The following is an 11,959-nucleotide window of genomic DNA, read 5'->3' on the forward strand; positions in this document are numbered from 1 at the left end:
GGTCGTGCCGTCGCTCCACCTGGCCGTGCCGTCGTTCAGGCACCGCACCACACAGGGGCCGGTGCCGGGTGGGCGCGGGATCGGCTGTGACTACTGGGCGATCGTCGCCGGTTCGGCGGTGTGCGGTGCCCGGTGCGGGCGCGCGGCGAGCTCCCCGAGGCGGAGGAGGTCTCCGCGCAGCGCCTCGCGTCGGTCGTGGTGCGCCGGGGTGAGGATCCAGACGGCCCGGTCGAACCACCAGGGCATCGCGATCACGCGGTAGACCTGCGTGATACGTGTTCCGTTCCGGGTCGGTTCGAGGACGTATCGCCATTCGGTCCTGTCGCGGCCCGCGGTGTAGTGGGTGAGCCAGGCGATCTCGTGCGGTGGATCGGCGGTGAGGATGGTGTTGGTGGTGCTCCATCGGGAGGATGCGGAACGATTGTGGCCACGGAAGCGGGCGCCGACGGCTCGTGGTGATGGTGCAGGAAGTCCATCATCCACAGCAGGTGGTCGGCCAGAGCGACGCGCTGTTCATCGAAGGGGTGCGGCCAATCGAGGAGGACGTCGTGCGCCCGCGCGAGATCGCGGCGCATGGCGCGGTGGACGAGGTTCATCACTCGGGTGTCGGCGGGGGCTTCCGTGTCGACGGACATGAGGGTGACTCCTGATCGAGAGCGAGCAGCCGGACGATGGCCTCGGCCGCCCAGGTGGCGTACTGCTCGTCCGTCCACCTCGACTCCTCGGTGAGCTGGAGGTAGACGGTGTGACCGAGCACGGCGGCCATCGCGTCGAGTTCGGTAGCGGTGAGAGGGCGGCCTGCCACGCGGATGAGCATGGCCTCGACGGACACCCGGTAGTCACGCCGTGTGGTCGCCCAGACCTCGGCGAGTTCGGCGTCGGCCCGGCGGGCCTGGTCGAGCACGCGCTGCAATGCCGCGGTGCGCCGGTAGATCGCTGCTGCGAGCCGGGCACCGGCCATCGCGCGTTCACGCACGCGGCCCTCGGCCACGACCTGCAGTTCCGGACGTTCCAGGAAGGGAATCGGTTCGTGGTCGCCGACGACACCGATGTCGAGGGCGACCTTCAGCAGTTCGCGTTTGCCTCCGACGCTGGCATAGACGGTCTCCACCGCGCACCCGGCTTCCCTGGCGATATCGCGCACCGAGGCGCCTGCCCAGCCGCGGTCGAGGAACAAGCGGGTCGCGGCGGCGACGATGTCGCCGCGGGTGCTTTCGGCCATCCGGCGGCGGCGGGTGGAGTCGTAGCGACGAGGGGTGACTGAGGTCACATATCAATGATGGACCGCTGCCGTATTCAACACAAGGGTGTTCCGGCGAATATCGCGCGCTTACGGCACGTTGGGCGCCGCCGGACCGCCGAAGTCGCCCGGCACGTTCGGGACGCCGGGTCCACCGGGTAACGCCGGGGCGCCCGGCACGTTGGGCACGTTGGGGCCCGGCTGCCCGTAGTTGGGCGGCCCACCGCCACCTTCGACGCACGATTCGGAGTAGCGCGTGGTGCCGTCGCTCCACTGCGCCATGCCGTAGCCCCCGTCCAGGCATTGCACGACATAGGGATCGGTGCTGGGCTGCGTGAATTCGCCCGCGGTGGATTCGCCCGCGCCCGCGCCGGTGAGAACCAGCGCGGCCGCGCACGCCGCAGCGGTGGTGATCGCCCGGTGCCGAGCGCTCATGATGGCGGCCTCCTCTGTCTCCGGGACATGATTCGGTTCGGTGCGGCCGACGACGTCGATGTCAAGTTCGCACACGCCATGGTGACCACCGCCGACGCTCGTATGGGCGACTTCCACCGGGTCACCGGCGGCTCGAGAGGAAGGCCGCACCGGGGCTACCGTGAAGCCATCGACAGGTGATGCCGGGGCGGCGAGGTGACGGCGGTTGTACGTCCAGTGTGGAACACAGGGGTATCGGGCACAAGGGTCGGTGGGTCGGTGCGGGGGAGCCGCGCGGGACTGTCGCCATCGGCATGGTCCCGGCCGCGACCGCTCGGCCGGTCTGTCGCCTCAGGCCCGCACGCGGTGGCGTTCGAGGTGGCTCAGGATCGCCTGGTTGGCCTCCCAGCCGTCGGGGAACTTCACCGGCACTCCGAGATGCACCGGTTCGGCCGAGGGGTGGGCATCGAGGAGTTCGGGGATTCCGGCACGGCCGACCATGATGCAGGCGTGCCGGTGACGGGAGGCCAGCACGCAGAGGCGGCCCGCTTCGAGGTGGAAGGCGCTGGCGTCGCGGCGGCCGGAGAGCGGGTGCAGGATCACGGTGACGTCGTACTCGCGGCCTTGCAGACGGTTGGCGGTGTCGACGGTGACAGCTTCGGCGGGGGTGCCGCGCAGGGCGGTGCGGATGGCTTCGGCCTGGTCGCGGTGGGCGGTGCCGATGGCGACGCGGTCGATGGTGACGGTATGCGTGCCCTGCTCGGAGTGGGCGGTGGGGGCGCGCTCCAGGAGGCGGCGGGTGATGTCGGCGACGGCGCGGATGGCTTCGCTGTCGGTGCGCAGGGCGTGGCGGGCGGGGAGTTCGTACCAGCCCCAGCCGTGCTCGGCGGCTTCGTCGAGGACGGCGTCGACGGGCGTGGGCAGACCGCGGGCGGAGTAGGTCAGGGTGCGGGCGGCGGGGCCGGTACCCGCGCGGAACTCGTTGAAGGGGTAGAAGGCGGCGGAGACGACGGGGGCGGCGGTGGCCGACAGGCGCCAGGAGACGGGCAGGCTGTGCGGGCGGATGTCGGGGTTGTTGGCGAGCATGACCGAGACGGCGCTGGTGGTGGGATCCCAGGTGAGACCCGCCCAGCGGCCGGTGTCGACGGTGGCGAAGGGGTCGAGCTGGCCGGGATCGCCCACGAACAGGCCGCGGTCGAAGCGGTTGGCGATGCGCAGGAGCATGTCCGAGCGCATCTGGTACGCCTCGTCGATGATGGCGTGCTGCCACCGGCCCTCGTCGATGGTGGCCCATTTGGCGGCGGTGCCGATGACGACGGTGCGGTCGGCGAGGTCGGTGACCTTCTGCGCGACGGTCACATTCGGGCGGGTGACGCGTTCGGAGGGCAGGTAGCCGGCCGCGGAGACCCGGCCGATGGCCAGGCCGGGGTCGGCGGTGGCGAGGCGTTCGATGAGGTCGTCGACCTGTTCGTTGGTCTGGGCGACGATCATGTGCTGGTCGCCGGCTTCGGCGAGCTGGCGGGCGGCCTTGACCACGAGGGTGGATTTTCCCGCGCCGGGCGGAGAGTCGACGACGATCGCGCGGTTGGTGGAGGTGGCGAGGTCGGTGAGGATGCCCGCGACGGCGGCGTCGGCGGCGCGGCCGGTGTCGGTGGTCATGACTGCTCCTCGAAAGTGTCCGCGGTGGGCACCCATTCGGGCGGCGGTCCGCCGTGCGTCCAGGGGGTTTCCTCGCGGGTGGGCAGTTTCGGGGGCCGCGACGAGCCGCCGGGGGTGAAGCGCGCGAAGCCGATGGCCGCGCCGAGCTCGGGGACGGTGCCGGGATCGGGAACGAGTTTGCGGCCCATGCCGCCGGAGAGTTCCAGCGCGACGGTGTCGCCGTCGACCTCGAGGACCGTGCCGGACTGCTTGGGATGGTTGATATTGCAGAGCTTTTCGCCGGGGACGGCGGTGAACGGGTCGCTGGTTCGGACCCGCAGGTGGGGACGCAGCACCTTGCGGGAGCCCTTGGCCTCGGTGCGGGTCGGTTCGACGTCGACGACGGTGCCGGTGAAAGCCGTTCCGGCGAGGCGGTGTTCGAGCATGACGCGGGGGTCGTCGAAGGCGCGTTCGGCGTCGTAGCGCTCCAGAGCGCGTTCGCGGTCGAGCAGGCGACGGGCGGCCGAGACCGCGGAGTCGCGGCGGGGTTGCGGGGTGCCTTCGGGGATGGTGTCGAGGAAGTAGGAGAAGGCGGCGATGTCGTCGGACCAGCGGCCTTCGGTGTGCGGCGCGGTGGGCAGGGCGCGCAGCAGCGACATGCCCTGCCACACGAGTTGCCAGGTGGGTTCGATCTGCTTGTGCAGGGCACGTTCGATGCGCTGAAACGCGACCGAGCGCGCGGTCTCGTCGGTCGCCTCGTCGTAGGAGGCGATCAGGGGAGCGAGCTCCTCGTTGTCGAAGCCGGGATCGGTGGCGGGGCCGGCGGGCGGGACCGAGAGCGGGTCCTCGGCGCGGGCGGCGGCTTCCTGGCCGGTGCGGCCGGGCGGGGGCGCGATCCAGCCGAGCAGGGCGGCGAGATTGGCGTCCTCGAGCGGCGATTGGCCGCTGGCCCAGTGCGCGGACAGCACCGAGGTCATGGGGAGGGTCACGCTGGACCCCGGATGCTCGGCGCGGTCACGGAACCAGGTGAGCCAGCGGCCGAGCAGCGGGATCGACGGCGGCACGGGGTTGTCGCCGTCGGGGCGGTGGAAGCGGACCGAACGTCCGAGCAGGCCGAGGAATTCGACGCCGCCGGTATTGGGCACCCACAGTTGCGGGGCGTCCAGGCAGCGCTGGTAGGTCTCGCCCGCCTTGGTGGTGCGCTCCTCGGTCTCGAGGGTGTGCCGGGTGATGTAGGGCAGCACGATGTCGGCGAGCTCGGCGATGAAACGCAGGCGCAGCACGCGGTCGCGGGGCTGCGGCACGATCAGCAGGCGCGGGGTCGCGGCGTCCGAGCCGACCATGATCGCCAGGGGCGCGGCGGCCTCACCGGCCAGTTTGAGCGGCACCATGACCAGCGGGCGGTCGGACAGATGGGTGTGGCAGAGGTCGGCGATCGGCTGGGCGCGCCCGGCCCGCATCGCTTCCATGCGGGCCAGCGCGGTCAGCACGCTCATCCGGCGATCTCCAGGCGCAGCCGGTGCGCCTGCCGCAGGACCTCGGTGATGTCGGCGAACTCCTCGCCCAGTTCCAGGGATCCCTCGGCCAGGGACAGGACCACGTCGATATTGTCCAAGCCGCCGAGTTCGTCGCAGACGGTGCGGCCGAGCACGTCGACGCAGCCCTGGGAGCGGGCCTCGTCGCGGCAGGCGAAGGCCAGTTCGCAGGTCGACATGCAGTCCGGGGCGTAGCGGGCCGGGATGTCGGCCAGGGTGTCGGCGAGCCGGTCACCGAGGGCGAAACTCGCTTCCTCGGGCAGCCTGCGGACCAGTTCGTCGATCGAGGTCAGGCGGGAGAGCTGACGGGAGACCACCGCGATCTGCTTGCGCAGGTCGACCAGTTCGGCGGTCGGCCGGTTGCTGAAGTCCGTGGTGCACACCAGGATCACGTTGTGGGAGACCAGTTTCTCCGGGTCCGCGCCGATCTCGCGCATCAGCTCGCGCAGGGCGATCACGTAGACGGCGGACTGGCGCGCGGCCGCGGCGACCTGGGTGGGATCGGCCTGGCCGTCGACGACCGGGAACGACTTGATCTCGACGACATGGAACCGACCGCCCAGGCGCAGCGCGACGACATCCGGTTCCAGATAGGCGGTGGCCCCGGCGATTTCCAGCCGCAGCATCGGATGGTCGAACAGGGTGCCCTCGCCGGAGTCGACGGCCTGCTCGAACAACTGGCGGGTGCGGCGGTAGCGGATGGCGTTGGAGGTGTTGTCGCCGACGGCCTCGAGATTGTGATACGCCACCTCGGGAATGGTGAGGTCGAGCCGTTCGCGCAGCAGGGCGAGCAGGTCGGCGCAGCCGTTGGCCTTGACCATCGCCTCGAAGGCATTGCCGCGGGTGATCGCGAACTGCGACTGTCCGAAGGTCGGGGGGAAGCCGAGATGCCGCGCGACGGCGGCCTTGTCGACCGCCGCGGCGTCGAGCAGCGCACGCCGGGTGCACCCGGGATTCGCCGTCAACGCCGCGATCGTCCTGGCGTTGTGACGGCACGCCGGCGCCGCACCACGCAGTTCGTCCAGCCGTGCCGAAAGTGTGTTCATCCCACCTCTTTCCGTCGCGTGCCTGCCACATCGCCGTACCGGTCTGCTCGCCGGTCCGCCAGACCGAGACGGACGCCGAACAACTGGGCGGTGTGGTCGAGTCGATTGTTCGCCCGTTGCGCCGCCTCGGCACGCCGGTCGGCGTCCTCGGACCGGTGAACGGACAGTTCGCGGGTCGCGCAGTCGACGACATCCGCGAGGTCGATGGAGTCGGGTCCGCCGCGCACGCCGGGGACGGAGATCGCCAGTTTCCACAGCACACGCCGGGCGCGGCGGTCGGTGGACGGCTGCGCGGCCAGGTATTCGGCGAGGCGGATCGTGCTGGTCAGCAGATCCACTCGCGGGCTGAGCGGACCGATCATGCGCTTGTCCAACGGCCAGGTGCTGACCGCGAGCAGGCCGCGCGCGGGGGCGAGCAGGTCGGTGGTGAGCGCCGAGCAGATGTAGTACGGGCGGGCCTGCGGGGCGGAGCGGAACGAGCGCTCCTCGTCGCGGCGCAGGCTGGTGAGGCGGGCGGGGACGAGTTCGCCGGAGAAGAACGCCTCGTGCACGCCGAGCACCAGTTTCGGCGCGGCCGGGGCGCCGAGCAGGGTCAGGGCCCGGTGCACGTGTTCGCGGACCGGGACGGCCGGCGCCGGTTCGGCGGGCTCCTCACCGAGTTCGATGCCGAGAACCGCGTCCTCCCAGGCGTTCTCCGCCTGCCTGAGTTCCGCGCGCAGTTGCCGGGCGCCGACGCGGTCGCCGGCGGACACCGCGCGCCGGACGGAGGCGCGCAATTCCGCGATGCGGTCCTCCAATTGCTGGGCGGTGTCTGGCACGAGGCGAAGGTTATCCAGATATTCCAGTGAAGTCCAGTGTTTGCCAGTGTTTCCCGCGTTTCGAACTTTTGTTCCGTTCGGGCCGTGCGCATCGGCGCGCGAAAGGCATACCGGTTACTGCCGGTTCGAGGAAATCCATACTGGCGCAACGAAGTTCGTGCGAATACCCTCTGGCGCGCAAGTTGTTTCGTCGAAGGGATGTACGTATGAGAAAGTCCGTTGCCGCTGTCGCGCTGGCGTCCGCATTGCTGGGCCCGGCGGCGAGCGCCGGGGCGCAGGAACTGCCCGGTGTGGCATCGGCTGTATCGGAGACCGGCTCGGCGCAGGTGGTGGATCCGCTGCTGTGCGCACCGGTACTCGGAAACATCGTGCAGTTGTTCTACAACCCGTACGGGCCGCTGCTGGGGCAGATCTGCGCGATGCGCTGAGATCACGTGGCCGTGCCCGCCGTTGACGCGGGCACGGCGCAGTCGCGGGCCGTCCGCTCGCAGCCGATGACGTCACGGTGCGGCCGGGTCGTAGTCGCCGGGGCCGATGACCACGACCCGGCCGGTGTATCCGGAACTGCTTCGTGCAGTGGTAAGCGCTCTGTTCGGCTCTGTCGAGTGGTGGAGATGTCCGGCGTCCGAACGGGTTACCTAGGATCGGGGGCGTGGAGTTCCTACTGGCTGTCATCCTGCCCATCGCGATCCTGGCGGGGTGTTTGGTCGCTATCCGAGTCGTCCGGAACAAACAGCGCAACGGCGAGCTCGGGAATATGGCGCCGATCACCCACGGGGAGTTGATGATTCCCGGGCACGACCCGGCCGACGGGGAGTCGGTCGAGCATCATGTCGAGCAGGTCGACGATCGGCCGAAGGGGCTGGCGGACGACGAGCGGGAATCTCGCCGCTGACGCGCGCTCGGCTGTCGTGGGCGATCGAGCCGCTCGTTTCGGGGCGGCTTGCCACGGATCGCGTTCGGGGGTGCGGCGACCGGATACCGGGCATCGATACCATCCGCGCGTACATTGCCGCGCTGGGAGGATCCGTCGACGTCGTGGTCACGTTGGGTGACCGGGCCTGGAAGGTCGCTCAGCCGAGGGGCGCCCGGCCGACGCGTGTGGGCGCCGGCCGGGGCCGGGGGAGTTCAGTTGCCGAAGCGGGCGAGAACGGCGGAGGCCTCCTGGGAGGCGGTGCCTTCTTCGGCGAGGTGGGACATGGCGGCCGGGATCTCGCGGCCGTGGTGGGCCATGGCCTGGGCGTAGAGGCGGCCGGCTCGATAGGAGGAGCGAACCAGGGGGCCGGCCATGACGCCGGCGAAGCCCATGTCCTCGGCGGCCTTGGAGTGCTCGACGAACTCCTCGGGCTTGACCCAGCGGTCGACGGGGTGGTGGCGGGGGGAGGGGCGCAGGTATTGGGTGATGGTGAGAATGTCGCAGCCTGCTTCGTGCAGGTCGCGCATGGCCTGCGTGACCTCCTCGGGGGTCTCGCCCATGCCGAGGATCAGGTTGGACTTGGTGACCAGGCCCGCTTCGCGGGCGGCGGTGAGGACCGACAGCGAGCGCTCGTAGCGGAAGGCGGGTCGGATGCGCTTGAAGATGCGCGGGACCGTCTCCAGGTTGTGGGCGAGCACCTCGGGGCGGGCGTCGAAGACCTCGGCGAGCTGGGCCGGGTCGGCGTTGAAGTCGGGGATGAGCAGCTCGACGCCGGTCGCGGGGTTGAGTCGCTTGATGGCGCGCACGGTTTCGGCGTAGAGCCAGGCGCCGCCGTCGTCGAGATCGTCGCGGGCCACGCCGGTGATGGTGGAGTAGCGCAGGCCCATCGCCTGGACGGATTCGGCCACGCGGCGGGGCTCGTCGCGGTCGAGGGCGGCGGGCTTGCCGGTGTCGATCTGGCAGAAGTCGCAGCGGCGGGTGCACTGTTCGCCGCCGATGAGGAAGGTGGCTTCGCGGTCTTCCCAGCATTCGAAGATGTTGGGGCAGCCCGCCTCTTCACAGACGGTGTGCAGGCCCTCGCGCTTGACCAGGCCCTTGAGTTCGCTGTACTCGGGGCCCATGGTCGCGCGGGTGCGGATCCACTTCGGCTTGCGTTCGATCGGGGTCTGCGCGTTGCGCGCCTCGATACGCAGGAGTTTGCGGCCGTTCGCTGTGGGGGTGGCCGGAGCGGCGGGGGCGGGGGTGTCGCCCTGCGGTGTCGGGGTGTCGACTGAGGTCACTTGATCGACCTTACGCGCGTGCCGGATCCGGCTCGGCGGCCGGTGTGCGAGGAATGTCGTGCTCGCGGACCGGCAGATCGCCGTTGAGTGCCTGCACGATGGCGGTGGCGACCATGGGCTTGACCTCCGCGACGGTGACCTCGCGGTCGAGTTCGCGGGTCAGGGTGGTGACGCCGGCGTCGGGGATGCCGCAGGGAACGATGGCCTGGAAGCCGTCGAGGGCGGAATTGCAGTTCAGCGAGATGCCGTGCAGGGCGACGCCGCGCTGCACGCGGATGCCGATGGCGGCGACCTTGCGTTCGGCGAGGAATTCGGTGGCAGGCAGCCAGACGCCGGAACGGCCCTCGACGCGGCCGACGGTCAGGCCGAGGTCGCTGCACACGCTGATCAGGGCTTCTTCGAGGCGGCGCACGTAGTCGACGACGTCGACGGGCTCGGCCAGGCGGACGATCGGATAGCCGACGAGCTGGCCGGGGCCGTGCCAGGTGATCTTGCCGCCGCGATCGACCTGGACGACGGGACTGCCGTCGATGGGCAGGTCGGCTTCCTCGGTGCGGCGGCCCGCGGTGAAGACGGACGGGTGCTCGAGCAGGAGCAGACGGTCGGAACCGGCGTTCTCGGCGCGTTCGGCGGCGATGGTGCGCTGCAGTTCCCAGGCGGCGTGATAGTCGATGAGACCGAGGTCCTCGACGACGACGGGTGCGGTGTCGAAGCGGGCGGACCGAGCGGTGCGCGTGTCGTTCACGATCACGACGTTACGCCCGGGCCTGGAGGTGATCACAGCGACCCGCTGTGGTCGCCGCCACAGTGTTGCCGACCTGCGACAACGGCCTCAGTCGCCTGCCACGGGGATGGTCAATTGCAGCAGGGTGAGGTCCAGCCAGCGGTCGAATTTGCGGCCCACCTCGGGCATCCGGCCGACCTCGACGAAGCCGAAACGCTCGTGCAGGGCGATGGAGGCGGTGTTGCCGGATTCGATGGCGGCGATCATCGCGTGCACGCGCCCCGAGCTGCGGGCGCGTTCGATCAGTGCACCGAGCAGGGCGGAGGCCAGGCCGCGGCGGTGGAAACGCTCGGCGATGTAGACGGAGTTCTCGACGCTGTAGCGGTAGCCGACCTTCGGACGGAACTGTCCGTAGTGGGCGTAGCCGGCGAACTCGCCGTCGACCTCGGCGATCAGCACCGGCATGCCCGCGCCGCGGCGATCGCGGAACCAGGCCGTGCGGTCGGCGAGGTCGGCCTTCTCCACGTCCCACAGCGCGGTGGAGGTCGCGATGTTGACGTTGTGGAGTTCCAGGATCGCGGGCAGGTCGTCCTCGGTGGCGTCGCGGATGACGGTCTCGGGACGGGCGTGCGTGACGGTCAACGAAGGACTCCAGAAGTCGGCGGACGGCGGCCGTCACCGATCATGGCTGGTCACAGCGGTAGCAGGCAATGAGTGCTCGGTCACGCGGACCTGACGGCGCGCCGGTGCCGACGGCCGGTCTCAGCGTGCGTCGGAGTCCATGAGCGCGGTCAGCGCGGAGCCGATGGTGGGATGGCGGAACTGGTAGCCGGCCTTCTCCAGCGCGGCCGGGATGGCGCGCGGGCCGCGCAGGATCGCCTCGTCGGCGAACTCGCCGATCACCGCGCGCAGGGCGACGGCGGGCACTATCAGCGGGGTGCGCCTGCCCAGCGCCCGGCCGAGGGCATGGTTGAACTCGGCGTTGGTGACCGGGGCGGGCCCGACGGCGTTGACCGGGCCGGCGAGGGTGTCCTCGGTCAGGGCGAACAGGATCGCGCCGATCTCGTCTTCCATGGAGATCCACGGCGTGTACTGGCGGCCGTTACCGAGGCGTCCGCCGAGGCCGAGCCGGTAGATCGGGCGCAGCATGCTGAGCATGCCGCCGTGCCGGGCGAGCACCACGCCGCTGCGCAACAACACTGTGCGCACGCCCGCGGCGCGCGCCGGTTCGGTGGCGGCTTCCCAATCCCGGCACAGGGTCGCGAGGAACCCGGTGCCGGGGGGATCGGTTTCGTCGATGACGCGATCGCCGGTGGCGCCGCCGTAGTAGTGCACGCCGCTGGCGTTGACCAGCACCGGCACGCCCGCGGCGGCCGCCGCGGTGGACAACACATCGGTGGGTGTGATGCGGCTGTCGCGCAGCTCCTGTTTGAAACTGCCGGTCCAGCGCCGCCGTCCGAGGCTCGCCCCGCAGAGGTTCACCACCGCGTCGGCGCCCCGCAGCGCCCGAGTGTCGAGCTCGGCGCGCGCGGGATGCCAGGTGAACTCGTCTCGGGCGGCGATGGGACGGCGCACGAGCCGGGCGACTTCGTGCCCGTCCCGTCGCAGTGCGGCGACCAGCGCCGTCCCGATCGATCCGGATGATCCGGCGATCACGACCTTCATCGACGTGCTACGGACCCAGGCCTACAGACCCAGATCCGCCTCGAACGCGGCCTCTTCGAGGCGGTGCCGGATCGTGGTCAGGAAGCGACCCGCGTCGGCGCCGTCGATGAGGCGGTGATCGTAGGTGAGGGGCAGGTAGCACATCGACCGCACGCCGATGGATTCGCCGCCGGTCTCGTCGGTCACCACCACCGGGCGCTTGACGATCGCGCCGGTGCCGAGCATGGCCGCCTGCGGCGGGACCAGGATCGGGGTGTCGAACAGCGCGCCCTGGCTGCCGATATTGGTGATGGTGAAGGTGCCGCCGGCCAGCTCGTCGGGCTTGAGACCGCCGTTGCGGGCGCGGTCGGCGATATCGGCGATGGCGCGGGCCAGACCGGCCAGCGACAGATCGCTGGCGTTGTGGATCACCGGGGACAGCAGGCCCTGCTCGGTGTCGACGGCGATGCCGAGGTGCACCGAGGCGTGGTAGGTGATCTCCTTGGCGTCCTCGTTGTAGGAGGCGTTGACGTTCGGATGCACGCCGAGCGCCTCGACCACGGCCTTGGCGAAGAACGGCAGGAACGTCAGGTTGACGCCCTCGCGCTCCTTGAACGCCGCCTTGGCCTGCGCGCGCAGCGCCGCGATCTTGGTGACGTCGGCCTCGTGGACCTGGGTGAGCTGCGCGGTGGTCTGCAGCGACT

Annotated in this window: 14 protein-coding genes; 2 read left to right on the forward strand and 12 right to left on the reverse strand. The window is 70.4% G+C overall.

Translation table 11 applies throughout. From position 1 onward, the window contains the following. Positions 1-90: 90 nt before the first annotated feature. The 7 genes from ON26_RS07775 to ON26_RS07805 all read right to left on the reverse strand — a co-directional run bounded on the left by ON26_RS07775 (position 91) and on the right by ON26_RS07805 (position 6,691). Positions 91-483 carry an SRPBCC family protein gene (locus tag ON26_RS07775; protein WP_051026798.1) on the reverse strand — a complete coding sequence of 131 codons (393 nt, stop codon included), beginning with the start codon at positions 481-483 and terminating at the stop codon, positions 91-93. Between the two features lie 112 nt (positions 484-595). Beyond that, a complete protein-coding gene (locus ON26_RS31525; protein ID WP_157171818.1) occupies positions 596-1,270 on the reverse strand; it encodes a TetR/AcrR family transcriptional regulator in 675 nt (224 codons plus the stop codon). A 60-nt stretch (positions 1,271-1,330) separates the two neighbouring features. Beyond that, on the reverse strand, positions 1,331-1,675 hold the full coding sequence (locus ON26_RS07785) for a hypothetical protein (RefSeq protein ID WP_040795296.1): 345 nt from the start codon (positions 1,673-1,675) through the stop codon (positions 1,331-1,333). Between the two features lie 330 nt (positions 1,676-2,005). Then, a complete protein-coding gene (locus ON26_RS34890; RefSeq protein WP_040795297.1) occupies positions 2,006-3,313 on the reverse strand; it encodes an AAA domain-containing protein in 1,308 nt (435 codons plus the stop codon). Continuing rightward, positions 3,310-4,788, reverse strand: coding sequence for a hypothetical protein (locus tag ON26_RS07795; RefSeq protein ID WP_040795298.1), 1,479 nt, complete (start codon positions 4,786-4,788; stop codon positions 3,310-3,312). Before ON26_RS07795 ends, ON26_RS34890 begins: the two co-directional genes overlap by 4 nt. After that, on the reverse strand, positions 4,785-5,873 hold the full coding sequence (locus tag ON26_RS07800) for a hypothetical protein (protein ID WP_040795299.1): 1,089 nt from the start codon (positions 5,871-5,873) through the stop codon (positions 4,785-4,787). The genes ON26_RS07795 and ON26_RS07800 overlap by 4 nt, the downstream gene beginning before the upstream one ends. After that, positions 5,870-6,691: a hypothetical protein gene (locus ON26_RS07805; protein ID WP_051026800.1), complete on the reverse strand. Its 822-nt coding sequence runs from the start codon at positions 6,689-6,691 to the stop codon at positions 5,870-5,872. The genes ON26_RS07800 and ON26_RS07805 overlap by 4 nt, the downstream gene beginning before the upstream one ends. A gap of 206 nt (positions 6,692-6,897) precedes the next feature. Between ON26_RS07805 and ON26_RS07810 the strand changes: the two genes are divergently transcribed. Both ON26_RS07810 and ON26_RS07815 read left to right on the forward strand, forming a co-directional pair. Beyond that, on the forward strand, positions 6,898-7,119 hold the full coding sequence (locus ON26_RS07810; protein ID WP_040795300.1) for a hypothetical protein: 222 nt from the start codon (positions 6,898-6,900) through the stop codon (positions 7,117-7,119). A 224-nt stretch (positions 7,120-7,343) separates the two neighbouring features. After that, positions 7,344-7,586 carry a hypothetical protein gene (locus ON26_RS07815; protein WP_040795301.1) on the forward strand — a complete coding sequence of 81 codons (243 nt, stop codon included), beginning with the start codon at positions 7,344-7,346 and terminating at the stop codon, positions 7,584-7,586. A 233-nt stretch (positions 7,587-7,819) separates the two neighbouring features. Here ON26_RS07815 and lipA read toward each other — a convergent pair whose 3' ends face one another. The 5 genes from lipA to ON26_RS07840 form a co-directional block, all read right to left on the reverse strand. Then, complete coding sequence (gene lipA / locus ON26_RS07820; RefSeq protein WP_040795302.1) at positions 7,820-8,887, reverse strand: lipoyl synthase; 1,068 nt, start codon at positions 8,885-8,887, stop codon at positions 7,820-7,822. Positions 8,888-8,897: 10 nt separating this feature from the next. Then, positions 8,898-9,632: a lipoyl(octanoyl) transferase LipB gene (gene lipB, locus ON26_RS07825; RefSeq protein ID WP_040795345.1), complete on the reverse strand. Its 735-nt coding sequence runs from the start codon at positions 9,630-9,632 to the stop codon at positions 8,898-8,900. A gap of 87 nt (positions 9,633-9,719) precedes the next feature. After that, positions 9,720-10,253, reverse strand: a complete 534-nt coding sequence (locus tag ON26_RS07830; protein ID WP_040795303.1) for a GNAT family N-acetyltransferase — start codon at positions 10,251-10,253, stop codon at positions 9,720-9,722. Positions 10,254-10,373: 120 nt separating this feature from the next. Next, positions 10,374-11,276 carry a TIGR01777 family oxidoreductase gene (locus tag ON26_RS07835; protein ID WP_040795304.1) on the reverse strand — a complete coding sequence of 301 codons (903 nt, stop codon included), beginning with the start codon at positions 11,274-11,276 and terminating at the stop codon, positions 10,374-10,376. A 21-nt stretch (positions 11,277-11,297) separates the two neighbouring features. Continuing rightward, the coding region (locus ON26_RS07840) for a 2-oxo acid dehydrogenase subunit E2 (protein ID WP_040795305.1) at positions 11,298-11,959 on the reverse strand (662 nt) is incomplete at its 5' end.

The organism is Nocardia higoensis NBRC 100133 (assembly GCF_000308595.1).
In the GTDB taxonomy this organism is placed as follows: Bacteria; Actinomycetota; Actinomycetes; order Mycobacteriales; family Mycobacteriaceae; genus Nocardia; species Nocardia higoensis.